General features: G+C 66.2%; 32 protein-coding genes. 3 read left to right on the top strand and 29 right to left on the bottom strand.

All coding sequences use genetic code 11. The features are described 5' to 3' along the window. Positions 1–207: 207 nt before the first annotated feature. The gene (locus HUA76_RS29510; RefSeq protein ID WP_174462690.1) at positions 208–1,380 is read right to left on the bottom strand and encodes a DUF2314 domain-containing protein; all 1,173 of its coding nucleotides are present in this window, start codon (positions 1,378–1,380) and stop codon (positions 208–210) included. Beyond that, the gene (locus HUA76_RS29505; RefSeq protein ID WP_174459327.1) at positions 1,380–1,994 is read right to left on the bottom strand and encodes a deoxynucleoside kinase; all 615 of its coding nucleotides are present in this window, start codon (positions 1,992–1,994) and stop codon (positions 1,380–1,382) included. Before HUA76_RS29505 ends, HUA76_RS29510 begins: the two co-directional genes overlap by 1 nt. 238 nt (positions 1,995–2,232) lie before the next feature. On the opposite strand from HUA76_RS29505, the gene HUA76_RS29500 reads away from it, so the two are divergent. Genes HUA76_RS29500 through HUA76_RS29490 form a run of 3 tightly spaced genes read left to right on the top strand, consistent with a single transcriptional unit; the run spans position 2,233 to position 5,117 of the window. Next, positions 2,233–3,021 carry a 1-acyl-sn-glycerol-3-phosphate acyltransferase gene (locus HUA76_RS29500; protein WP_141644015.1) on the top strand — a complete coding sequence of 263 codons (789 nt, stop codon included), beginning with the start codon at positions 2,233–2,235 and terminating at the stop codon, positions 3,019–3,021. An 11-nt stretch (positions 3,022–3,032) separates the two neighbouring features. After that, the gene (locus HUA76_RS29495) at positions 3,033–4,421 is read left to right on the top strand and encodes a tetratricopeptide repeat protein (RefSeq protein WP_174462689.1); all 1,389 of its coding nucleotides are present in this window, start codon (positions 3,033–3,035) and stop codon (positions 4,419–4,421) included. A 36-nt stretch (positions 4,422–4,457) separates the two neighbouring features. Further along, positions 4,458–5,117: a hypothetical protein gene (locus HUA76_RS29490; RefSeq protein WP_141644013.1), complete on the top strand. Its 660-nt coding sequence runs from the start codon at positions 4,458–4,460 to the stop codon at positions 5,115–5,117. Between the two features lie 102 nt (positions 5,118–5,219). Here HUA76_RS29490 and rplQ read toward each other — a convergent pair whose 3' ends face one another. The 27 genes from rplQ to rplB form a co-directional block, all read right to left on the bottom strand. After that, positions 5,220–5,633 (bottom strand): 50S ribosomal protein L17, encoded by a 414-nt coding sequence (gene rplQ, locus HUA76_RS29485; RefSeq protein ID WP_141644012.1) that lies wholly within the window; start codon positions 5,631–5,633, stop codon positions 5,220–5,222. Positions 5,634–5,815: 182 nt separating this feature from the next. Beyond that, entirely contained in the window at positions 5,816–6,838 is a 1,023-nt protein-coding gene (locus tag HUA76_RS29480; RefSeq protein ID WP_141644011.1) for a DNA-directed RNA polymerase subunit alpha, read from the bottom strand. Positions 6,839–6,995: 157 nt separating this feature from the next. Beyond that, positions 6,996–7,622 carry a 30S ribosomal protein S4 gene (gene rpsD, locus HUA76_RS29475; protein ID WP_141644010.1) on the bottom strand — a complete coding sequence of 209 codons (627 nt, stop codon included), beginning with the start codon at positions 7,620–7,622 and terminating at the stop codon, positions 6,996–6,998. A 71-nt stretch (positions 7,623–7,693) separates the two neighbouring features. Continuing rightward, complete coding sequence (rpsK, locus tag HUA76_RS29470) at positions 7,694–8,134, bottom strand: 30S ribosomal protein S11 (RefSeq protein WP_141644009.1); 441 nt, start codon at positions 8,132–8,134, stop codon at positions 7,694–7,696. Between the two features lie 62 nt (positions 8,135–8,196). Next, a complete protein-coding gene (rpsM, locus tag HUA76_RS29465) occupies positions 8,197–8,580 on the bottom strand; it encodes a 30S ribosomal protein S13 (RefSeq protein ID WP_141644008.1) in 384 nt (127 codons plus the stop codon). A 54-nt stretch (positions 8,581–8,634) separates the two neighbouring features. Further along, the gene (gene rpmJ / locus HUA76_RS29460) at positions 8,635–8,751 is read right to left on the bottom strand and encodes a 50S ribosomal protein L36 (RefSeq protein ID WP_002633586.1); all 117 of its coding nucleotides are present in this window, start codon (positions 8,749–8,751) and stop codon (positions 8,635–8,637) included. 75 nt (positions 8,752–8,826) lie between these two features. After that, positions 8,827–9,045 carry a translation initiation factor IF-1 gene (infA, locus tag HUA76_RS29455; RefSeq protein ID WP_002614803.1) on the bottom strand — a complete coding sequence of 73 codons (219 nt, stop codon included), beginning with the start codon at positions 9,043–9,045 and terminating at the stop codon, positions 8,827–8,829. A 151-nt stretch (positions 9,046–9,196) separates the two neighbouring features. Further along, positions 9,197–9,955: a type I methionyl aminopeptidase gene (map, locus tag HUA76_RS29450; protein WP_174462688.1), complete on the bottom strand. Its 759-nt coding sequence runs from the start codon at positions 9,953–9,955 to the stop codon at positions 9,197–9,199. Positions 9,956–10,052: 97 nt separating this feature from the next. Then, complete coding sequence (locus tag HUA76_RS29445; RefSeq protein WP_174459324.1) at positions 10,053–10,706, bottom strand: adenylate kinase; 654 nt, start codon at positions 10,704–10,706, stop codon at positions 10,053–10,055. 163 nt (positions 10,707–10,869) lie between these two features. Further along, positions 10,870–12,216 carry a preprotein translocase subunit SecY gene (gene secY, locus HUA76_RS29440; protein ID WP_141644005.1) on the bottom strand — a complete coding sequence of 449 codons (1,347 nt, stop codon included), beginning with the start codon at positions 12,214–12,216 and terminating at the stop codon, positions 10,870–10,872. A 134-nt stretch (positions 12,217–12,350) separates the two neighbouring features. Next, positions 12,351–12,878 carry a 50S ribosomal protein L15 gene (rplO, locus tag HUA76_RS29435; protein WP_141644004.1) on the bottom strand — a complete coding sequence of 176 codons (528 nt, stop codon included), beginning with the start codon at positions 12,876–12,878 and terminating at the stop codon, positions 12,351–12,353. 19 nt (positions 12,879–12,897) lie between these two features. Further along, positions 12,898–13,167 carry a 50S ribosomal protein L30 gene (rpmD, locus tag HUA76_RS29430; protein WP_141644003.1) on the bottom strand — a complete coding sequence of 90 codons (270 nt, stop codon included), beginning with the start codon at positions 13,165–13,167 and terminating at the stop codon, positions 12,898–12,900. Positions 13,168–13,169: 2 nt separating this feature from the next. Next, on the bottom strand, positions 13,170–13,691 hold the full coding sequence (gene rpsE / locus HUA76_RS29425; protein WP_046714290.1) for a 30S ribosomal protein S5: 522 nt from the start codon (positions 13,689–13,691) through the stop codon (positions 13,170–13,172). A gap of 19 nt (positions 13,692–13,710) precedes the next feature. Beyond that, entirely contained in the window at positions 13,711–14,067 is a 357-nt protein-coding gene (rplR, locus tag HUA76_RS29420; protein ID WP_141644002.1) for a 50S ribosomal protein L18, read from the bottom strand. A 108-nt stretch (positions 14,068–14,175) separates the two neighbouring features. Beyond that, entirely contained in the window at positions 14,176–14,742 is a 567-nt protein-coding gene (gene rplF / locus HUA76_RS29415; RefSeq protein ID WP_174459323.1) for a 50S ribosomal protein L6, read from the bottom strand. A gap of 64 nt (positions 14,743–14,806) precedes the next feature. Further along, positions 14,807–15,211, bottom strand: a complete 405-nt coding sequence (gene rpsH / locus HUA76_RS29410; RefSeq protein ID WP_141644000.1) for a 30S ribosomal protein S8 — start codon at positions 15,209–15,211, stop codon at positions 14,807–14,809. Between the two features lie 191 nt (positions 15,212–15,402). Next, positions 15,403–15,588, bottom strand: a complete 186-nt coding sequence (locus HUA76_RS29405; RefSeq protein WP_015350175.1) for a type Z 30S ribosomal protein S14 — start codon at positions 15,586–15,588, stop codon at positions 15,403–15,405. 26 nt (positions 15,589–15,614) lie between these two features. Next, positions 15,615–16,145 carry a 50S ribosomal protein L5 gene (rplE, locus tag HUA76_RS29400; protein WP_174459338.1) on the bottom strand — a complete coding sequence of 177 codons (531 nt, stop codon included), beginning with the start codon at positions 16,143–16,145 and terminating at the stop codon, positions 15,615–15,617. Positions 16,146–16,448: 303 nt separating this feature from the next. After that, positions 16,449–16,778 (bottom strand): 50S ribosomal protein L24, encoded by a 330-nt coding sequence (gene rplX / locus HUA76_RS29395; protein WP_141643998.1) that lies wholly within the window; start codon positions 16,776–16,778, stop codon positions 16,449–16,451. 46 nt (positions 16,779–16,824) lie between these two features. After that, on the bottom strand, positions 16,825–17,193 hold the full coding sequence (gene rplN, locus HUA76_RS29390; protein ID WP_046714296.1) for a 50S ribosomal protein L14: 369 nt from the start codon (positions 17,191–17,193) through the stop codon (positions 16,825–16,827). Between the two features lie 66 nt (positions 17,194–17,259). After that, on the bottom strand, positions 17,260–17,586 hold the full coding sequence (gene rpsQ, locus HUA76_RS29385) for a 30S ribosomal protein S17 (protein ID WP_174459322.1): 327 nt from the start codon (positions 17,584–17,586) through the stop codon (positions 17,260–17,262). Positions 17,587–17,678: 92 nt separating this feature from the next. Continuing rightward, on the bottom strand, positions 17,679–17,894 hold the full coding sequence (gene rpmC / locus HUA76_RS29380) for a 50S ribosomal protein L29 (protein WP_174459337.1): 216 nt from the start codon (positions 17,892–17,894) through the stop codon (positions 17,679–17,681). 43 nt (positions 17,895–17,937) lie between these two features. Continuing rightward, positions 17,938–18,357: a 50S ribosomal protein L16 gene (rplP, locus tag HUA76_RS29375; RefSeq protein ID WP_141643995.1), complete on the bottom strand. Its 420-nt coding sequence runs from the start codon at positions 18,355–18,357 to the stop codon at positions 17,938–17,940. 66 nt (positions 18,358–18,423) lie between these two features. Continuing rightward, a complete protein-coding gene (rpsC, locus tag HUA76_RS29370) occupies positions 18,424–19,086 on the bottom strand; it encodes a 30S ribosomal protein S3 (RefSeq protein ID WP_002633602.1) in 663 nt (220 codons plus the stop codon). Between the two features lie 40 nt (positions 19,087–19,126). Beyond that, positions 19,127–19,471 carry a 50S ribosomal protein L22 gene (gene rplV / locus HUA76_RS29365; protein WP_141643994.1) on the bottom strand — a complete coding sequence of 115 codons (345 nt, stop codon included), beginning with the start codon at positions 19,469–19,471 and terminating at the stop codon, positions 19,127–19,129. Positions 19,472–19,506: 35 nt separating this feature from the next. Then, on the bottom strand, positions 19,507–19,794 hold the full coding sequence (gene rpsS / locus HUA76_RS29360) for a 30S ribosomal protein S19 (protein WP_046714300.1): 288 nt from the start codon (positions 19,792–19,794) through the stop codon (positions 19,507–19,509). 15 nt (positions 19,795–19,809) lie between these two features. Further along, positions 19,810–20,655, bottom strand: coding sequence for a 50S ribosomal protein L2 (gene rplB / locus HUA76_RS29355; RefSeq protein WP_141643993.1), 846 nt, complete (start codon positions 20,653–20,655; stop codon positions 19,810–19,812).

The raw sequence follows: 20,655 nt of genomic DNA, 5'->3' as shown, positions 1-20,655 counted from the left end.
CCTCTTCAGCCACTGCCTACCTTTGCCCTCGGGCAGGGCCTTCTCGCTCTCAGGTCTTCTGCGCACACAGAGCCGAACGAGAGGTGCCCCTGCTCCCTCTTCCCGCTCACTTCACGCCCGCCCGCCCGCCCGCCCTCCGGCCTGATCGAGAATCACGAACTCCGGTTTAGCGTCCCCGAGGACGCGGGCAAGCGCCGCCATGTCGCCCTACATCGGCCTTTCGGCGTTCAACAGGGTCCGAATCTCCCCTTCATCCAGGGCCCGGCCCTCGCGGCTGAGCGCCAGGGCGTTGACCTGGGTCTCTTCGACCTCGACGTGAGCGCCCTTGCGCCACTCGGTGGTGTGCACCGCGCCATCCACGAGCTTGCCGACGAGGGTGCCGTCGTCCCGGGCCATGAGCTCCAGCCAGAGGTTCTCCACCACCGTGTTTCCATCCGGGTGGGTGTCGAAGGGGGCCCGGACGAGGAAGGTGAGCGGCTCCATCAGCCCCCGGCGCTGGAAGCGCGCGAGGAAGGAGGGCAAGAGCGCCTGGGCCTCACGGCGCATGGACTCCGTCTGCTCCTCGGGCTCCTGGGTGAAGCGCTCGCGGTACGGCGCCAGGAGCTGGGACGTGTTGTGGCGCCCCAGGGGGGACACCACCGTGAGGAAGAGGCCCTCATGCCCCTCGAAGGTCTCCAGCGGCACGCCCAGCAGGTTGGCGCGCGCCTCCTCGGAGGGCACCACCATGAACGCCTGCCCCTCGCTGGTGCCCACTTGGGAGCGCAGCGCGGGCCCCTGACCGAAGGCCAGGTCCGTGCACAGCTCGTGCAGGAAGCTCTCCGCGGGCAACAGGTCCTGCTCCGCGAGGTGGAAGATCTCCAAATCCCGGGCGCCGAACTTCTCCATGCCGTGCGAGTGCACCCACAGCGGCGTGTCGCCCTCCGTCACCTCCACCGCGTGCAGGTGGACGTGGTCCCGGATGTCGAAGTCCAGCTCGGTGATCTCCACCACGTCCTCGGGCTCGTGCAGCTTGAAGGCCGCCAGGTCCACGAGCACCCCGGGCACATGCTCCAGCAGGGTGCGCACGGCCCACAGCGCCTCGAACACGGGCAGCGTGGGCTGCGCCCCACCCGGCTCCAGCGCCAGGTGGTAGTAGGCCTTCGCCTTGCTCAGTCGAGTGAAGGCCTCTGGACTGCCGCTGTACGCGGCCTTGTTGAACTTGGGCAGGCCCTCGGGGCCCACCGTCAGCCGGACATGCACCTCCGAGCTGTCCGCCCGGAGCACGAAGCCCTGGCCGTCCTCGGCTGGCGTGAACTCCACCTCGTCCGTCGCGAAAGAGGCTCGCAGGGCATCCAGCGGTGCGGGCCCTTCTTGCTCGGTCGCCAGGAGGTAGACCTCCATCACAGGTGCTTCTCGATTTGCTGAAAGAGGTCCACGCGGTCCACCAGGTCGGTCAGGTAGTCGAGCTTGTCGGTGGCCAGCACCAGGACTGGAGACAACCGGTAGGCACCGAACCATTCCTCATACAGGGCATTGAGGCGCTGGAGGTAGCGGGTGGGGATGTCCTTCTCCATGGAGCGGCCGCGCAGGGCGATACGCTCCTTCAGCGTCTGCACGGGGCAGCGCAAGTAGATCATCAGGTCGGGCGGACGCAGCGACTCGGAGATGGTCTCGTAGAGCTCGCAGTACGTCTTCCAGTCCCGCTTGTCGATGAGCCGCTGGCGGTGGAGGTTCTTGGCGAAGATCTCCGCGTCCTCGTAGAGGGTGCGGTCCTGCAGCACGGTACCGGGCGTGCGCTCCAACTCCCGGTGGAGGCGGAACTTATGCGTCAGGAAGAAGAGCTGTGAGCGGAAGGCCCACGTCTTCATGTCCTTGTAGAAGTCCGCGAGGTAGGGGTTTTGGTCATTGGGCTCGAAGGACGGGGTCAACCCGTACTTCCGGCAGAGGAACGACGTGAGCTCCGTCTTCCCGGCGCCGATGTTGCCCGCGATGGCGATAAACTTTTTCCTGGCCACGCCACCCCTGCTTGTAACCCCGCCAAGCTGCGCGCACCAGCAACAAGGTAAGGAAGGCTCGTGGTAGAAGAAGTGCATGCCCCCGAGCCGTCCCTCTCGCCGCGCCCCTGGGCGCCGCCACCTCCCGGGGTGCGGCCGCCTGTCCGGCCGTCCGGGACAGGACATCTGGCCGCGGGGCTGCCCTCGGGCCGCGACTTCCGTCGGCCCGACGAACCGGCCCCGAGGAGGGGGCTGAGGGATGCGTAAGCTCTTCTGTGTCGTGACGGCGGGCGTGTGGACCCCCATCAGCTTCGTCCTGGCCATCCTGGCGATGGTGTTGACGCTGAGGCCGGCCAACTCCGTCTGGGTGGCTCGCAGGATCTGGTCCCCGGTGTTGCTCTGGGCCGGTGGCGCGAAGTTGGAGGTCCTGGGCCAGGAGAACGTGGACCCGCGGCGGGCCACCATCTACGTGGCCAACCACCAGTCCACCATCGACATCCCGGCGCACTTCATGGCCGTGCCCGTGCCGTTCCGTTACGTGGCGAAGGACCAGCTCAAGTGGGTGCCGTTCATCGGCTGGTATCTCGCGCTCGCCGGTCACGTCTTCGTCAACCGGAGCAACCGCTCCAAGGCCATCGCCTCGCTGGACGCGGCGGCGGCCAAGATTCGCGGCGGGACGAGCATCTTCTTGTACCCCGAGGGCACTCGCTCCCCGGACGGCCACATCCTGCCCTTCAAGAAGGGCCCCTTCGCGCTCGCGCTCAAGGCCCGCGTCCCCATCTGCCCCGTCACCATCGAGGGCTCCGGCAGCCTGATGCCCAAGGACAGCTGGAACATCACTCCCGGCCCCATCCGCGTGAAGATTGGCAAGCCCATCGACACCACGGGCTTCGCGGAGAATGACCGGGAGGGCCTCGCCCGCGCCGTGCGAGAGGTCATCATCGCCGACAGCCTCGCGCTGGGCGGCAAGGGTGGCGACCCCGAGGACTCCGTCGCCGCCGCGGGCCTCGAAGGCATCAGCGCCGCCCGCGCCACCTCCACTCCCTGAGACGTTCTCCCGTGACGACGACTCCCGCCTTCCGCTTTCGCCCCTGGGCCCGCGCCGCCGTACTGGGCCTGGGTCTGCTCGCCGCCGGCTGCGGCCACACCACCTCGGCCACGACGGGCGCCCCCCGGCCCACCGACGAGCGCTCCCGGGCGCGGGCGTACCTGGAGGAGAACCAGCCGCAGAAGGCGCTCGGGCTCCTGAAGGACCTGCACGCGAAGGCCCCCGAGGACCTGGACGTGGCCCGCACCCTCACGGAGGCCCAGGTGAAGGCGGGCCGCACCGACGCGTGGATCGAGGAGCTCCAGGCGCGCATCGCCGCGAGCGAGCGGGCGGTGGACCAGTACATGCTCGGGCTGGCCCTGTTCTCCCGGGCGAAGGACGCCGGCGCGCCGGCCGTCACCGCCTTCGAGCGAGCCATCACCCTCTCTCCGGACACCGCCGAGTACCACCACCGCCTGGGTGTCGCCCGCCTGGAGTCCGAACAGTACGCCGCCGCCGTGGAGCCCCTGCGTCGCGCGGCGGCGTTGGCCCCCGAGCGCACCGCCTGGCGCCTGCCCCTGGCCAAGGCGCTGCACCGCACGGGAGACCCGGCGGGTGCGGTGGAGGCCCTGGGCGTGGTGGTCCGAGGCCGGCCCGCCCCGTCCGACGTGGCCACGGCGCGCGCGCTGATGGAGCAGATCAGCGACCCCTTCGGTGGCATCCCCAAGGCAGCCGAGGCCAAGCTCGAAGAGGGCCTGCGCTACCTGAACGACCTGGACGCCCCCCAGCACGCCATCCTCGCCTTCGAGGAGGTGCTGCACGACTACCCGGACCTGGCGGTGCTGCACTCGCTGCTGGGCCTCGCCTATCAGCGCCTGGACGACGCGGGCCGCGCGGTGGACGAGTTCAAGCAGGCCATCGAAAGCGCTCCGCGCGACGGGAAGAACCACCTCTACCTGGGGGAGCTTTACGCCTCCCGTCAGCGTCCGGACGCGGCCCGTGCGTCGTTCGAGAAGGCGGTCGCGCTGCATCCGTTGCTGGACGCGGCCTGGTTCCGGTTGGGTGACCTGCATCTCGATCGCAGGGACCTGGCGGCGGCCCGCGAGGCCTTCATCGTGGCGGTGTCCCTGTCGCCCGACTCCATCCCCGCACGGGGAAAGCTCGCGCTCGTGTACCAGCTCGACGGCGACTACCCCGCCGCGGAACGTGAGCTGCGCTACGTGGTCGAAAAGGACCCGGAGAATGTGGAGTTCTCGCTGCGGCTGGGGCTGCTCTTCACCGAACAGTCGATGAAGTCCACGCGTCCGCAGGTGAGGAAGACGGCGGCCGAGGAGGCCGAGCGCTGGCTCTCCAAGGTGCTGGAGGCGCAGCCGGAGAACGCCATCGCCTCGCGTGCGCTGCAATCCCTCAAGGGCCAGTAGCCACCAACGGGTCGTGCCCTCTACACTTCGCGCTTGATGAGTGATGGCCGCAAGTCTCCGCGCACGGCAACCAATCCCGGCACGCAGCCCCGGACGCCGAGCAGTCCAGGCATGCCTCGCACGCCGACGGATCCGGGCACCCTGCGGGTGATGTCCGCCGCGCGCACCGCGCCGCTCCAGAAGGGCAAGCAGGACGGCGCCCTCGGACAGCGGCTCGCGGGCGAGGCGTCCAATCAGGCCCTCAATGCGCTCTCCATCCTGAAGGAGTTCGCGGGCGACTTCCGTCAGCGGGATCGCTTCTTCAAGTACAAGGCGTCCATCGTCGCCGGGTGGCTGGCGTTGACGGTGGCGAGCTTCGCCATCGCCTGCCCCGGCAGCTCCGTTCAGACAGGGGACATGGACGCGCGGCTGGTGCTCAGCGACAAGCTGGACCGGCCCTCCATCACCATCTGGAACGAGAGCAAGGAGGCGTGGAAGGACGTCACCCTCATCGTCAACGGCCAGTACCGCGCGGCCGTGCCTTCGGTGGGCGCTGGTGAGTTCATCACCATCACCCCCAAGCAACTCATGGGCACCAGCGGCGCCGCCCCCGCGGACCTGCGCTTCAACACGCTGGAGATGCGCAGCAGCGACGACAGCGCGAACCTCACCGAGGACCTGCTCAACGAGTGGAAGCGCCTGCTCGGGCCGAAGTAGCTTCCAGGAGCCCCGCAAACACGAAGGGCGCCCTTCCCCACGGGAAGAGCGCCCTCTGCGTTTCCACCAGCCCCTCCTCACGAAGGGGCATGGAGACGGGCCTTACTCGGCCTTGGTCTCTTCGGCGGGAGCGTCGGCGGCGGGCGTGGCCTTCTTCTCGGGCCGGTCCACCAGCTCCAGCAGCGCCATCTCCGCGGCATCACCCCGGCGGAAGCCGAGGCGGATGATGCGGGTGTAGCCGCCGGGACGCGTGGCGTAGCGGTCCTTGTACTCGCTGAAGACCTTCTGCAGCACGTCGCGGTCCTTCACCGTCCGAGCCGCCAGACGCACGTTGGAGAGCCCACCGCGCTTACCCAGCGTGATGATGCGCTCCGCCAGCTTCCGGGCCTCCTTGGCCTTGGGAACCGTGGTGCGGATGGCCTGGTGCTCGAGCAGCGAGGTGACCATGTTGTTGAGCATCGCGAGCCGGTGGCTCGTGGTGCGGTGCAGCTTTCGTTGTCCGACCTTGTGACGCATCGTCGTGCTCCGGGTCCCCGCGTGGGGGCCACCACTCCGGCCGTATCAGGTACCGGGTGGGAAGGGCGAACCCGACACGAGGCTCGCCACTGCTGGTTGGGCCGGGTCAACCGCACCAGACCCCTTCCCTCCGCGCCGCGTGCAACTGTGTCGCGGGCACGGAGGAAAGTACCACGAAGACTCTACGCCTTCGGCGCCGCCGGGGCCGGAGCCTGCTTCGGGGGCCAGTTCTCGAGCTTCATGCCGAGCGACAGGCCCATCTCCGCGAGGATCTCCTTGATCTCCTTCAGCGACTTGCGGCCGAAGTTCTTCGTCTTGAGCATCTCGGCCTCGGTGCGCTGCACCAGGTCGCCGATGGTCTTGATGTTCGCCTGCTGCAGGCAGTTGGCGGAACGCACCGACAGCTCCAGCTCATCCACCGAGCGGAACAGGTTCTCGTTCAGCTTCGCCTCTTCCTTCGGCGCCTCGGCGATGACCGGCTCCTCCGTCTCGTCGAAGTTCACGAAGACGGTGAGCTGCTCCTTGATGATCTTCGCCGCGTACGCCACCGCGTCCTGAGGGGACACCGAGCCGTCCGTCCAGACCTCGAGCGACAGCTTGTCGAAGTCGGTGACCTGGCCGACGCGCGCGTTGGTGACCTGGTAGTTCACCTTGCGGGTGGGCGAGAACAGCGAGTCGATGGGGATGGTGCCGATGGGCGCGCCGATCACCTTGTTCGAGTTGGCCGGCACGTAGCCACGGCCGCGGCGGCACGTCAGCTCCATGCGGAGCTTGCCACCCTCGGAGATGGTGCAGATGTGGTGACCCGGGTTGAGGATCTCCACGTCGGCGTCGGTGATGAGGTCACCCGCCTTCACTTCCTTGGGCCCTTCCGCCTCGATGCGCAGCGTCTTCGGCTCGTTCGTGTGCATCCGAAGGAGGACTTCCTTCAGGTTCAGCACGACGTCCGTGACGTCCTCGGACACCTCGGGGATGGTGGTGAACTCGTGGTCCACGCCCTCGATCTTCACCGAGGTGATGGCCGCGCCCTGCAGCGACGACAGGAGCACCCGGCGCAGCGAGTTGCCCAGGGTGGTACCGAAACCACGCTCCAGCGGCTCCGCGATGAACTTCCCGTAGGTGGGCGTCAGGCTGTCCTGGTCCACCTCCATGCGGCGCGGCTTGATGAGGTCACGCCAGTTCTTCGCAATGTACGTATCAGCCATGGTGTACGACTCCTCGAGACGTGCGCCACCACCGACTTACCCACCGGAACGGCGGGAGGATGGCCACGTAGGGGACTGCGATAAAGCACGACGCCCCGGCCTCGTCGGCCAGGGCGTTGAGTACGTCGTCCAGGCCCGAATGGGCCTGGCGCGGCGATTACTTGGAGTAGAGCTCCACGATGAGCTGCTCCTGGATGGGCATGGTCAGGTCCTCGCGGTTGGGGACCGTGCGAACCGTGCCCTTGAACGACTTCTTGTCCAGGTCGATCCACTGCGGAACGCCACGGCGGTCCACCGTCTCCAGCGCCTCGGAGATACGGAGCACCTTGCGGCTCTTCTCCACGACCTCGACGGACGTGCCGGGCTTGATGGAGAACGAGGGGATGTTGACCTTGCGGCCGTTCACCTGGAAGTGGCCGTGGCGGACCAGCTGGCGCGCCTCGTTGCGGGTATCCGCGAAGCCCATGCGGAACACCACGTTGTCCAGGCGGAGCTCCAGCTGCTGCAGGAGGTTCTCACCCGTCTTGCCCTTGGCGGCGGACGCGCGGTGGTAGTAGCCGCGGAACTGGTTCTCCAGCAGGCCGTACATGCGCTTGACCTTCTGCTTCTCGCGCAGCTGCACGCCGTAACCAGAGAACTTCACGCGGCCCTGGCCGTGCTGGCCGGGGGGATACGGGCGGCGCTCGATGGCACACTTGTCCGTGTAGCAGCGGTCGCCCTTCAGGTACATCTTGAGGTTTTCGCGCCGGCAGATACGGCAAGCGCTCGCGGTGTAACGGGCCACAGACTTCTCCTTAAAGGTGATCTGGAGCCGCCCCCACGCCGGTGGCGCAAAGGGCGGCCCGGACGAAGGGGTTAGACGCGGCGGCGCTTGGCCTGACGGCACCCGTTGTGCGGGATGGGCGTCACGTCGCGGATGAGGTTGATCTTCAGACCGGCGGCGGCCAGCGCGCGCAGCGCCGACTCACGGCCCGCGCCCGGACCCTTCACGAACACGGACACGTTCTTCAGCCCGTGCTCCATCGCCTTCGCCGCGGCATCACCGGCGGCCACCTGAGCGGCGAACGGGGTGGACTTGCGGCTTCCCTTGAAGCCACGCGCCCCGGCCGAGGACCAGGAGATCACGTTCCCGGACACGTCCGTGATCGTGATGATGGTGTTGTTGAACGTGGACTGGATGTGGACCACGCCATTGAGAATGCTCTTCTTGCCCTTGCGCTTGGCCTTCTTCGCGGCAGGGGCCTCGCCCTCGGTGCCCGTGGGCGCCGCAGCCGAAGTATTGGTCTCGTCAGCCATGTGAGTTGCTGCTCCTGAGAGGAGGTGATCGACGCCGGCACCTCACGGGCCGGCGCTGCGGTTTACCGAGCCGGAGCGGCCGGCTTCGCCCGAACGATGCCGCGCTTGGGACCCTTGCGAGTACGCGCGTTGGTGTGGGTGCGCTGGCCACGGACAGGCAGGCCCTTGCGGTGACGGAGACCTCGGTAGCAGCCCAGATCCATCAGGCGCTTGATGTTCATCGTCACTTCACGCCGGAGGTCACCCTCGACCTTGTAGCTGGCCTCGATGATCTCACGGATCTTGCGAGCCTGGTCCTCGGTGAGGTCCTTGGTCCGGGTGGTGGGATCGATGCCCGCCGCCTCGATGATGTCTTGCGCGGACTTGTTGCCGATCCCGTAGATGTACTGAAGCGAGATCACGGCGCGCTTGTTGGGCGGCAGGTCGATGCCGGCGATACGAGCCATCTTCGGTCTTCCTTCTGGAGTGGAGTTGGTCTGGAGCCAACAGCCTGTCGGCGGTTAGCCCTGGCGCTGCTTGTGCCGGGGGTTGGAAGCGCAAATCACGCGCACGATGCCCTTGCGGCGAACAACCTTGCACTTGTCGCAGATCTTCTTGACGGACGCCCGAACCTTCATGGAGCGAACTTCCTTCCTTCGAACAGATGAAAAGTCATGAGGGTCGCCACCCTAGTCCCAGAGCGGCGCCCTTTTCTACTTCGCCCGGTACGTGATCCGTCCGCGCGTCAGGTCGTACGGAGACAGTTCGACCTTCACCTTGTCTCCCGGGAGGATGCGGATGAAGTGCATCCTCATCTTGCCCGAGATGTGCGCGAGCACCTTGTGGCCATTATCCAGCACCACGCGGAACATCGCGTTGGGGAGGGGCTCCATCACCGTCCCCTCAACTTCGATGGAATCATCCTTCGGCAAGCGTCAAACCCTCTTCCCGGACCACGAACCTTCTGGAAGCGCGGCGGATTATCACTTTGGTCCGCAAGTGGCAAGCGTCCCGCGCGGGAAAACTCGGATTCCTACCAACCCACCATAACACCCTCATATTTCACCCGCAGTCCCGGCCCCTTCACGCCCCTCGGGTGAGCACCTCGGCTCCGCCATCCGTGATGAGGATGGTGTGCTCGAAGTGGGCGGACAACTTCCGGTCCGCCGTCACCGCCGTCCAGTCATCGTCCAGGAGTTCCACCTCGTGGGTTCCCTGGTTCACCATCGGCTCCACCGCGAGGACCATCCCCGACCGGAGCTTCATCCCCGCCCCCGCCTGCCCATGGTTGGGCACGTGGGGGAACTCATGGAGCTTCCGGCCAATCCCATGGCCGGTAAAATCCCGGACGACAGAGTACCCCCGAGCCTCCACGTGCCGCTGGACGGCGTGCCCGATATCCCCCAACCGGTTGCCCGGCTTCATGGCCTGGATGGCCTTGTGGAGGGACTCACGCGTCGTGTCCAACAGGGACCTCGCCTCGGCCGACACCTTTCCCACCGCCACCGTCCTGGCCGCATCCCCGAACCACCCCCGGTACGACACCCCGAAGTCGAGCTTCATCAGGTCGCCCTCGGCCAGCTTCCGCCGCTTGCTGGGGATGCCGTGGACCACCTCATCGTTGACGGAGGCACATAGCACACACGGAAAGCCGAGGTAGCCCTTGAACGCCGGCCTGGCGCCCCGCTCCGCCGTCAGCCTCTCCGCCAGGGCATCCAAGTCCCAGGTGGTGATTCCCGGAGCGACCGCCTTCTCCAGCGCATCCAGGACGTCGGAGACAATCCGACCCGCCTGGCGCATGAGGGCTATCTCGTCCCGGGATTTGATCGCCACCTGGCTCATCAGCGCTCCGTGCGCGCCATCCGCGCACGGAGAACGGGTGGCAAGCGGCAATGGGCGCCGCAAGCGCCCAACGTCCGCTCGCCGGCCCGTCCGGGCATCAGACCTTGCCCCGACCCGCGGCGCTCTTGATCTCCTCGTAGATGCCGTCTGGCGAGCCCACACCGTCCACGCTCTTGAGCACGCCCTTCTTCGCGTAGAAGGCCTTCAGCGGGGCCGTCTCCGCGTCGTACTTCTGGAGGCGCTTCTCGATGACGTCTGGCATGTCATCCGGACGCTGCACCAGCCCCGTGCCGCACTTGTCACAGTACCCCGCGCGCTTCGGCGGGCTCTGATCCACGTGGTAGACGCTTCCGTCAACGGGGCAGACGCGCCGGCCGGAGCCACGCTCCACCAGCGTCTTGTGCGGCACCTCGAGCGAGACGACCGCGTCGAGCTGCTTGCCCAGCCGCCCCAGCATCCTTTCCAGCGCGTCAGCCTGGCCCGGCGTGCGCGGGAAGCCATCCAGCACGAAGCCCTGGGCCACGTCTGACTGCTTCAAACGCTCCTCGACGATACCGATGACGACTTCGTCCGGCACGTACTGGCCCGCCGCCATCAACGGACCCGCGACCTTCCCCAGCTCCGTCCCCTCCGCCACTGCCTTGCGGAGAATGTCACCGGTGGAGATCTGCGGGATGTGGAAGTCGGCGAAGAGCTTCTTCGCCTGGGTACCCTTCCCCGCGTTCGGCGGTCCCAACAGGATCAGGTTCATGTGCTCCTCTCAGCTCCCAAGGAAGGCACGGAAGTCGTCGGCCACGAAGCTTCCAAGCGCCCCCCATGTGCACCACCGAATACCTTGAACGACTCCATCCCGGAACGACGAGGCGCCCCTCCCCACGACGGGGAGAGGCGCCCGGGACGTGGAACGTCGTGACTCAGGCCGCCACGCGCACCCGGCCGCGGATGCGGGGGCCACGCGGCCCGGCGAAGCCTTCGTAGTTGCGGCTGATGAGGTGACCCTCGATCTGCTGCACCGTGTCCAGCGCCACGCCCACCACGATCAGCAGCGCGGTGCCGCCGAAGGTGAAGCGAACGTTGAGCATGCCGCTGATGACGGATGGAATCACACAGATGACCGCCAGGTACAGCGCACCACCGAACGTGAGCCGGTTCAGCACTCGCTCGATGAACTCCGCCGTCTGACGACCCGGACGAATGCCCGGGATGTAGCCGCCCTGCTTCTTGATGTTGTCCGCCACGTCATCCGGCCGGAAGGTCAGCGCCGTGTAGAAGTAGGCGAAGAAGATGACCATCAGCACGAAGAGGCCGTTGTAGATCCACAGGTTGCCTTCGATGGCACGCTGCAGGTCCTGCAGGAACGGGAACCACGTGCCCAGCGTGGCCGGGAACGACAGCACCGCGCCCGCGAAGATGGGAGGGATGACGCCGGCGGTGTTGACCTTCATCGGGAAGTACGTGGCCTGGCCCGCGAACATCCGGCGCCCCGCCATGCGCTTGGCGTACTGGATGGGGATGCGGCGCATGCCGCGCTCCACATAGACCACCACCGCGATGATGAGGAGCATGAAGACCAGCAGCGCCAGGACCTCGGCCACCGCGATGACTTCCTGCCGCGTCAGGTCCAGCAGCGACTTGGCACCCGGGAGCACGCCAGCGACGATGCCCGCGAAGATGATGAGCGAGATGCCGTTGCCGATGCCACGCTCGGTGATGCGCTCACCCAGCCACATGATGAACGCCGTACCGGCCGTCAGGCTGATGACCGTCATGAAGGTGAACCAGACGCTGTCGTCCGGAACCACCACCTGGTTGAAACCACTCTGGCCCCCGTCGGAGCGCCCCAGGGACGCCAGCCACCGGGAGATTCCGATACCCTGGATGACAGAGAGGACGATGGTGCCGTAGCGGGTGTACTGATTGATCTTCTGCCGCCCCGCGGCGCCCTCCTTCTGCAGCCGCTCCAGGCTGGGGATGACCACCGCCAGCAGCTGCATGATGATGGAGGCGCTGACGTAAGGCATGATGCCCAATCCGAAGATGGACATCTGCTCCAGCGCGCCGCCGGAGAAGAGGTTGAACAGCGACACCAGTCCGCCCGACTGCTTCTGGGCGTCCATGAAGGCGTTCATCGCCGCCCGATCCACGCCGGGCGTATTGATGAAGATGCCGATGCGGTAGACGGCCAGCAGGGCTAGCGTATACGCAAGCCGGCTGCGCAGCTCCGCGATGCGGAAGACGTTGGCGAAGGCATTGAGAGCCACGGGGTAGCCATCCTCTTCGTGAGGGTTCTGCCAGGACGACAAAACGCCCCTGTTCCACGGACGGGAAAGGGGCGCAGAAGCCTACACAAGCGAAATGGCGCGCACCACCGTCAAGTGATGCGCGCCGAACATGCTCAAGCCTTGGGCTGCCGAGGGGCCTTGACGCCCTTGCCAGCATGGGCCTTCGCGGCCGCTTCAGGCTTGTGGGCCATCAGCGGAAGGACATCCACCGCGCCGCCCGCCTTCTCGACCGCGGACTTCGCGGCCTCGGAGGCCTTGTGGACACGGATGGTGACCTTCTTGGTCAGCGCGCCGTGTCCCAGCAGCTTCACGCCGTGGTAACGACCCTTGACCAGACCGACCTTCTTCAGAGAGGCCTCATCCACCGTGGAGCCCGCGTCGAAGTGGGTGTCCACATCCGACAGGTTCACCACCGCGTACACCGTGCGGTTGGGGGAGTTGAAACCAAACTTCGGAAGGCGGCGCTGCAGAGGGCTCTGACCGCCCTCGAAGCCCTCGAACCGCATGTTGCCGGAACGGGCCTTCTGACCCTTGCCACCGCGGCCGGCCGTCTTGCCCAGGCCAGAACCCTGGCCGCGACCCACCCGCTTCTTGCGGTGCCACGAGCGCGAGGGACGCTTCAAATCGTGCAGAGTGCTCATTGTCTCAGTCCTCTCGTGCTCAGGCCTTGGTCTGCTTGGCCTGGTAGGCGCGCGCGCGATCCCGCAGGGCGATCTTGCGCGGCTTGCGGCGCTTCGGCGCCGGCGCCTCGGTGCTCACCGTCTCCAGGGAGACCAGGTGCTTCACCTTGAACGCCATCCCACGGATGGCAGGGGTGTCCTTGAGCAGGCGCTCTTGACCAAACTTCTTCAGACCCAGGCCACGGATGGTGGCCAGCATGTCCTCGGAAGCGCCCGCGTAGCTCTTCGTCAGCTTCACCTTGAGCGCCATGACTAGCCCCTCTGCTCCCCGGCGAGCTTCGCCGACTCGACGTCCTTGCCACGCAGCCGCGACACCTGCGCCGCGCTCCGCAGCAGCTTCAGGCCAGCAACCGTGGCCTTCAGCACGTTGTGCGGATTCCGCGAACCCTGGCTCTTCGTCAGGATGTTGCGGATGCCCGCCGCCTCAAGAACCGCGCGCACCGCGCCACCGGCGATGACGCCCGTACCTTCGCTGGCCGGCTTCAACAGCACCCAGCCGGCGCCGAAGTGCCCGAGCACCTCGTGCGGAATCGTGTGACCCATGAGCGGGACGCGGAAGAGATTCTTCTTCGCGTTCTCGCCACCCTTGCGGATGGCCTCGGGGACCTCGTTGGCCTTGCCCAGGCCGACGCCCACGTGTCCAGCGCCGTCGCCCACCACCACCAGGGCGGCGAACGAGAACCGGCGGCCGCCCTTCACGACCTTGGCCACGCGGTTGATGTTCACCACGCGGTCGGTGAGGTCCAGATCGTTCGGATTGATCGGAGTTGCCACTTGGAAATCCTTTCGAAAGCTAGAACTTCAGCCCGGCCTCGCGCGCGGCGTCAGCCACGGCGGCGATGCGCCCGTGATAGGGGAAGCCGTTGCGGTCGAACACCACCGCCTCGACGTTGGCAGCCTTGCACTTCTGCGCGATCAGGGCACCCACCCGCTTCGCGTCCGCCTTCTTGTCGCCTTCGTCCTGGCCCTTCAGGTCCTTGGACAGCGACGAGGCAAACGCGAGGGTCTTGCCAGTGGTGTCGTCCACCACCTGCGCGTAGATGTGCTTGAGGCTCTTGTAAACGGAAAGCCGCGGCCGCTCGGTGGTGCCCGAGAGCTTCTTGCGGATGCGGTTCTTCCTCTTGAGACGCGAATCGATCTTCGTCGGCATGGCTGCTTCCTTGTCCTTCCGGCGGCGATGCGGACTTCCGCCGCCGGATGATGCCGTCGGACCCCACGGGCCCGACGGGATTGGGAACCCTCAGGACAGACGAAACGACTAGGTCGTTCCGGTCTTGCCCTCCTTACGACGGATGCGCTCCTCGGAATACTTGATGCCCTTGCCCTTGTAAGGCTCGGGCGGACGCAACGAGCGGATGTTCACCGCCGTTGCGCCAAGCGCTTCCTTGTCCGCCGAGCGGAGCGTCAGCCCCACGGTGGGGAGGCTGTCCTCGGTGCGGGCCGCCTTGTCGACTTCAGCCGTCACACCCTCCGGCAGGTTGAACACCACCGGGTGCGAGTAGCCTAGCGCGAAGTGGATGGCCTTGCCCTTCACCTCGGCGCGGAAACCAACGCCGCGGATGTCCAGCTTCCGCTCGAAGCCGGTGGACACGCCCTTCGCCGCGTTCGCGAGGATGGTGCGGGTCAGGCCGTGCAGGCTGCGCGCCTCGCGAGAATCATCCTCGCGCAGCACGCTGACCTGGCCGTCCTTGATCTCCACCTTGACCCGGGCGGGCAGCTTCACGGACAGCTTGCCCTTGGGGCCCTCGAAATTCACCTGCTGGCCGGCGACGATGGCCTTCGTCTTGTCGCCGAGCTTGATCGCCAGTTTTCCAATCCGACTCATGGTTGCCTCGGTCCTGTATGCCCGGGGCGCGCACTCTCGCGAGGCGCGGCCGCCAGGCAGCTGGCTAGTAGACGGTGCAGAGCAGCTCGCCGCCCGCCTTCTGCTTGCGGGCCTCGGAGTCCACCAGGATGCCGCGGGACGTGGACAGGATGGAGATACCCATTCCACCCAGCACCTGCGGGATGTCGCTCACGCCGCAGTAGCGGCGCAGGCCCGGCTTGGACACGCGGCGGATGCCGGTGATGGCGGGGCTGCGGTCCGGACCGTACTTGAGCTGCACGGTGATCTCGCTCTGCGGCGAGCCCTCGGGGGTGGCGACGGCGAACTCCCCGATGTAGCCCTCATCCTTGAGGACCTTGATGATCTCGAGCTTGAGCTTCGAGTGGGGAATGACGACCTTGTCGTGACGCGCGCGCGAAGCATTGCGCAGGCGGGTCAGCATGTCGCCAACAGGATCATTGACCGGCATGAGCTACCTTCCAAGCAAGAGCCCTCATCGAGCATCTCGCGTTCGCGGCCGCCGCGCCTGCCGGGCCCATCCCGGGGGTTCGCGCCGACCGCCACTGCTGAGGTTGAAACTTCGATTGAGCGAGCTCCTCCCGGAGCGCGCCCAGGGTGCCGATGAGCCCTTCCGAGCCCCTCAGCACCCTGCCCTTCCGGCTACCAGGACGACTTGGTGACGCCGGTGATCTCGCCGCGCAGCGCACGGTTGCGCAGGCAGATACGGCACATCTTGAACTTGCGAAGGAAGGCGCGCGGCCGACCGCACAGCGGGCAGCGGTTGTACTGGCGCACGGCGAACTTCGGCTTGCGCTTCGCCTGGGCGATCTTGGAGAGCTTGGCCATTGTCTTGAGGTCCTTGGCTCGAGGGCTTACTGACGGAACGGCAGGCCGAAGTGACGCATCAGCGCCAACCCCTGCTCGTCGTTCGCGGCGGTGGTGACGAAGCTGATGTTGAGCCCCTTCACCTTCTCGATCTGGTCGTAGTTGATCTCAGGGAAGATGATCTGCTCGCGCACGCCGAGCGTGTAATTGCCCTTCCCGTCGAAAGCCTTCGGGGACACGCCCTTGAAGTCACGCACGCGCGGCAGCGCCACGGTGATGAGGCGGTCCATGAACTCGTACATGCGAGTACCACGCAGCGTCACGGCGGCACCGATGGCCTGGCCCTGACGCAGCTTGAAGTTCGCGATGGACTTGCGAGCGCGCGTGACGATGGGCTTCTGACCCGTGATCGCCGCGAGCTGGTCCACCGCCGACTCCAGGATCTTGTTGTTGGCGAGCGCCTCGCCGAGACCCATGTTGACGACGATCTTCTGGAGACGCGGAACCTCCATCGGGTTCTTGAGGCCCAGCTCCTTCATCAGGGCGGGCACTCCTTCCTTGCGGAAGCGCTCCTTCATGCGGGCCGGCTTGCTCTCGAGGCCTTCCTCGATGTTCGCCGCGAAGCCAACCTTCTTGGCCTCTTCCTTCTTGCCCCGCTTCGCCTTCTTTTCCTTCTGGTCCGGCTTCTTCTCGTCAGCCATCGTCGTATCCTCTGCTTCGGGGCGCCGTTGTGGACCCAGCGCGTCCGATCAGTCCTTCATCTGGAAACTGAAAACACCGCGAGGGCCCCGGAACCACCCAGGCCCTCGTTGCCTGCACGCCCCCCTACCCGCCCACCAGGGCGGGCAGAAGGGCGCGCATACATGCCCCAACAGGGACTCCTAGTCAATCAGCGCGTCGCAGTTCTTGCAGAACCGCTGGAGCTTCTCGCCCTCGGTCTTGACCCCCACGCGGGTCGGCTTGTCGCACTTGGCGCACACGACCTGGACATTCGCCAGGGCGATGGTGCCGGGCTTCTCGACAATGCCACCCTCGGGATTCTGGGGCGTCTTCTTCTGGTGACGCTTGACCAGGCGCAGACCCTCAACGGTCACGCGACCCGCCTCGCGGTCGATCTTCAGCACCTTGCCGCGCTTCGTCGCGGGACTCTTCTCGGAGGCTTCGGCCCCGGCCATGACCTGGACCGTGTCTCCCACTTTCATCTTCTGCATGGCTTCCTCGTCTCTCTGGCTGCTCGCCGTCCGGCCTGCGGTCCTCTCAGAGGACTTCGGGCGCCAGCGAGATGATCTTCATGAACTTGCGGGCGCGGAGCTCACGGGCCACCGGCCCGAAGATGCGCGTACCAATGGGCTCCATGTCCTTGTTGATGAGGACCGCGGAGTTGCCATCGAACTTGATGAAGCTGCCGTCGGGACGACCCACCTCGCGCTTGGTGCGGACGATGACGGCCTTGGCCACGTCACCCTTCTTCACCTTCGAGTTGGGCAGCGCCTCGCGGATCGACACGACGATGACGTCGCCGATGGACGCGTACTTGCGCTTCGAACCGCCGAGCACCTTGATGCAGAACACCTTCTTCGCGCCCGAGTTGTCCGCCACGTCGAGCACGCTCGTCATCTGAATCATCTGAGAATCTCCTATCGCCGGTGACTCCACCACACCGCCTCACGGCCGCGCAGGTGGAGGTGCGTGCTAGACGTTCTTGCTCTTCTCCAGCACCTCGACCACACGCCACCGCTTGTCCTTCGAGGCAGGCTTGGTCTCGGCGATCCGGACCCGATCACCCTCGTTGATGGTGATCTTCTTCGGATAGTCGTGGTCCTCCACGTGCGCCTTGTACTTCTCGCGCAGGCTCATGATCTTCCCGTACTTCGGGTGGGGAGCCCGGCGCTGGACGGTGACCACGACCGTCTTCTGCATCTTGTTGGAGGTGACGATTCCCACGCGCGTCTTTGGACGGCCGCGGGAGGAGGTCTCTGCCTTGGGCGCTTCAGTCGTTTCAGCCATCTTTGTTCTCACTGTCTCTCATGCACCCGGGCGCTCTCGCGTCCCGGATGGCCGCACGCACCCGCTTCCGGGCGAGCGCGCTTGGAGGAATCGCGACGTCGGCCTTAGGCCTTCGCCGCCTTCTTCTTCTCGCCGAGAACCGCCAGCACCCGGGCCAGGTCACGCCGGTGCAGGGTTCGCTCCGCCGGGCTGTCCAGCGAGCCGGTCCGCCGCTTGAGCTGGTCCTGGAACAGCGTCTCACGCAGTTCCGTCGCCCGCCGCTGCAGGTCGTCCGCCGACAGCTCCCTCAGTTCCTTCGCAGTCGCCATTGCTATCTCCACATGCGTGCGGGAGCCCACCCGAAGGCGGCTCCCGCCGCGGTGCCTAGAGGCTCAGGTCCGTGCGCGTCACGATACGCGTGAGCACCGGCAGCTTCGCCTGCGCCAGCTTCAGCGCCCCCGTGGCCACCTCGGTCGTCATCCCCTCCATCTCGTAGAGGATGCGGCCGGGCTTCACCACCGCGACGTAGTACTCCACGCCACCCTTACCGGTACCCATTCGGGTCTCGGCGGGCTTCTTGGTGATGGGCTTGTCCGGGAAGATTCGGATCCAGATCTTGCCGCCGCGCTTCACGTGGCGGGTCATCGCGATACGAGCCGCCTCGATCTGCCGGGACGTAATCCACCCCGGCTGCAGGCTCATCAGGCCGAACTCACCGTAGGTCAAGTCGCTGCCACGGTGCGCGGCGCCGGGCGTGCGGCCCTTGTGCATCTTGCGGTACTTCGTACGTGCAGGCTGAAGCATCGTCGCTGTCCTTCACTGCCCTGCCCCGGGCGACCTCTCTCGAGAGCGCCCAAAGCGGGAGGGCTCTTAGCGGTTGGAAGGCATGGGGGCCTGGCCGCCCTTGCCCGGGAGAACCTCGCCCTTGCAGACCCAGACCTTGCAGCCGATCTTGCCGTAGGTCGTCTTGGCCTCGGCGAAGCCATAGTCGATGTCCGCGCGGAGGGTGTGCAGGGGCACGCGGCCCTCGCGGTACCACTCGTAGCGGGCCATCTCGGCGCCACCCAGGCGGCCCGAGCAGGCCACGCGGATGCCCTTGGCTCCGAACTTCATCGCAGTCTGAAGCGCCTTCTTCATGGCGCGACGGAACGCGATGCGACGCTCAAGCTGCGTGGCGATGTTCTCCGCCACCAGCTGCGCGTCGGTCTCCGCCTTGCGGACCTCGACGATGTTGAGGAAGACCTCGTTCTTCGTGAACTGCTGGAGGTCCTTCTTCACCGTCTCGATGCCCGCGCCGCGCTTGCCGATGACGATACCCGGACGCGCGGTGTGGACGTTGACCTTCACCTTGTTGGCTGCGCGCTCGATCTCCACCTTGGACACGCCCGCGTGGTTCAGCGACTTCTTCACGAACTCGCGGATGCGGATGTCTTCATGGAGCCACTGCGCGTAGTTCTTGTGCTCGAACCACTTGGAGTCCCAGGTCTTGATGACGCCAAGCCGGAACCCGATCGGATGAACTTTCTGTCCCAACGTGAATCTCCTTGAACGTCCGGGCTGGGCCCGACGGGTCCTACTTCTTGGCCTCGGCCAGCACCACATGGACGTGGGCGGTCTTCTTCTTGATCGGGGTGGCCCGACCCATGGCGCGCGGCATGAACCGGCGCTGGGTAGGACCCTGGTCCACCGAGATGGTCTTGACGTAGAGCGTGTCCACGTCGACCTGACCCTTGGACAGGTCCGTCGCGTTGGCCACGGCGCTCTTGATGAGCTTCTCCACCGGCAGGGCCGCAGCGCGCTTGGTGAACTTCAGGATGTTGAGGGCAGCCTCGACGGGCTTGCCCCGGATGAGCGCCGCAACGACGGACAGCTTGCGGGGGCTCATGCGCAGGAAACGCAGATGTGCAGTCGACTCCATGGTCATCTCCTCAGGCTCTCAGGCAATGCGCCAGGCTACTTGCCCGGGGCCTTGGCGACCTTCTTCTCCGCCGAGTGTCCACCGAACGTACGCGTCGGGGCGAACTCGCCGAGCTTGTGGCCCACCATGTTCTCCGTGACGAACACCGGGATGAACTTCTTCCCGTTGTGCACCGCGAAGGTGTGACCCACGAACTCCGGAAGGATGGTGGAGCGGCGGGACCACGTCTTCACGACAGTCTTTTTGTTCGTCTTGATCATGTCCTCGATCTTCTTGACGAGGAAGTCGTCGACGAACGGACCCTTCTTGATCGAACGAGCCATGGCTTGCGAATCCTCTTACTGGCTGCGCGCGCCCTGGCGGCGGCCGCTCACGATGAACTTGTCAGTACGCTTGTTGGTGCGCGTGGTCAGACCCTTGGTCTTCTTGCCCCACGGCGACACCGGGTGCGGGTTGCCCTGACCGGACTTACCCTCACCACCACCGTGCGGGTGGTCCACGGGGTTCATCGCGAGACCACGAACCGTCGGGCGGATGCCCAGCCAGCGGCTCTTACCCGCCTTACCGATGCGGATGATCTCGTGCTCGATGTTACCCACCTGGCCCACGGTGGCGCGGCACTCGATGAGGACCATGCGAACGGTTCCAGAAGGCATACGCACCTGCGCGTAGCGGCCCTCCTTCGCCATCAGCTGTCCGGAGGTTCCCGCGGAGCGGATGACCTGGGCGCCACGGCCCGGCTTCAGCTCCACGTTGTGGATGATGGTACCCACCGGGATGTTCTGCAGCGGCAGGGAGTTGCCCGGACGGATGTCGGCGGTCTCGCCGGCGAACACCGTGTCGCCCACATTCAGGCCCACCGGGGCCAGGATGTAGCGCTTCTCACCGTCCGCGTACGTCAGCAGGGCGATGTTGGCGGTGCGGTTCGGGTCGTACTCCACCGCGGTGACCTTGGCCGGCACGCCGTCCTTGTCACGACGCTTGAAGTCGATGACGCGGTAGCGGCGCTTGTGACCACCACCCTGGTGACGCCGGGTGATGTGTCCGTGCACGTTGCGGCCACCCGAGCGCTTCAGCGGCTCGGTCAGCTTCTTCTCGGGCGCGTCCTTGGTGATGTCCGCGAAATCGGACACCGTCATGTGACGGCGGGCGGCGCTTGTCGGCTTGTACTTCTTGATGCCCAT

It is taken from the genome of Myxococcus sp. CA056, assembly GCF_013336715.1.
Taxonomy (GTDB): Bacteria; Myxococcota; Myxococcia; order Myxococcales; family Myxococcaceae; genus Myxococcus; species Myxococcus llanfairpwllgwyngyllgogerychwyrndrobwllllantysiliogogogochensis.
The sequence above is the reverse complement of the archived record's forward strand: the minus strand, read 5'-3'. Positions and strand labels throughout refer to the sequence as shown.

Bases quoted from the DNA above. Each gene is read 5' to 3' on its own strand.
- HUA76_RS29510 (WP_174462690.1), bottom strand. From the start codon at position 1,380: ATGGAGGTCTACCTCCTGGCGACCGAGCAAGAAGGGCCCGCACCGCTG.
- HUA76_RS29500 (WP_141644015.1), top strand. From the start codon at position 2,233: ATGCGTAAGCTCTTCTGTGTCGTGACGGCGGGCGTGTGGACCCCCATC.
- HUA76_RS29490 (WP_141644013.1), top strand. From the start codon at position 4,458: ATGAGTGATGGCCGCAAGTCTCCGCGCACGGCAACCAATCCCGGCACG.
- rplQ (WP_141644012.1), bottom strand. From the start codon at position 5,633: ATGCGTCACAAGGTCGGACAACGAAAGCTGCACCGCACCACGAGCCAC.
- HUA76_RS29480 (WP_141644011.1), bottom strand. From the start codon at position 6,838: ATGGCTGATACGTACATTGCGAAGAACTGGCGTGACCTCATCAAGCCG.
- rpsK (WP_141644009.1), bottom strand. From the start codon at position 8,134: ATGGCTGACGAGACCAATACTTCGGCTGCGGCGCCCACGGGCACCGAG.
- rpsM (WP_141644008.1), bottom strand. From the start codon at position 8,580: ATGGCTCGTATCGCCGGCATCGACCTGCCGCCCAACAAGCGCGCCGTG.
- rpmJ (WP_002633586.1), bottom strand. From the start codon at position 8,751: ATGAAGGTTCGGGCGTCCGTCAAGAAGATCTGCGACAAGTGCAAGGTT.
- map (WP_174462688.1), bottom strand. From the start codon at position 9,955: ATGAGCCAGGTGGCGATCAAATCCCGGGACGAGATAGCCCTCATGCGC.
- HUA76_RS29445 (WP_174459324.1), bottom strand. From the start codon at position 10,706: ATGAACCTGATCCTGTTGGGACCGCCGAACGCGGGGAAGGGTACCCAG.
- rplO (WP_141644004.1), bottom strand. From the start codon at position 12,878: ATGAGCACTCTGCACGATTTGAAGCGTCCCTCGCGCTCGTGGCACCGC.
- rpmD (WP_141644003.1), bottom strand. From the start codon at position 13,167: ATGGCGCTCAAGGTGAAGCTGACGAAGAGCTACGCGGGCGCTTCCGAG.
- rplR (WP_141644002.1), bottom strand. From the start codon at position 14,067: ATGCCGACGAAGATCGATTCGCGTCTCAAGAGGAAGAACCGCATCCGC.
- rplF (WP_174459323.1), bottom strand. From the start codon at position 14,742: ATGAGTCGGATTGGAAAACTGGCGATCAAGCTCGGCGACAAGACGAAG.
- rpsH (WP_141644000.1), bottom strand. From the start codon at position 15,211: ATGCCGGTCAATGATCCTGTTGGCGACATGCTGACCCGCCTGCGCAAT.
- HUA76_RS29405 (WP_015350175.1), bottom strand. From the start codon at position 15,588: ATGGCCAAGCTCTCCAAGATCGCCCAGGCGAAGCGCAAGCCGAAGTTC.
- rplE (WP_174459338.1), bottom strand. From the start codon at position 16,145: ATGAAGGAGCGCTTCCGCAAGGAAGGAGTGCCCGCCCTGATGAAGGAG.
- rplX (WP_141643998.1), bottom strand. From the start codon at position 16,778: ATGCAGAAGATGAAAGTGGGAGACACGGTCCAGGTCATGGCCGGGGCC.
- rplN (WP_046714296.1), bottom strand. From the start codon at position 17,193: ATGATTCAGATGACGAGCGTGCTCGACGTGGCGGACAACTCGGGCGCG.
- rplP (WP_141643995.1), bottom strand. From the start codon at position 18,357: ATGCTTCAGCCTGCACGTACGAAGTACCGCAAGATGCACAAGGGCCGC.
- rplV (WP_141643994.1), bottom strand. From the start codon at position 19,471: ATGGAGTCGACTGCACATCTGCGTTTCCTGCGCATGAGCCCCCGCAAG.
- rpsS (WP_046714300.1), bottom strand. From the start codon at position 19,794: ATGGCTCGTTCGATCAAGAAGGGTCCGTTCGTCGACGACTTCCTCGTC.
- rplB (WP_141643993.1), bottom strand. From the start codon at position 20,655: ATGGGCATCAAGAAGTACAAGCCGACAAGCGCCGCCCGCCGTCACATG.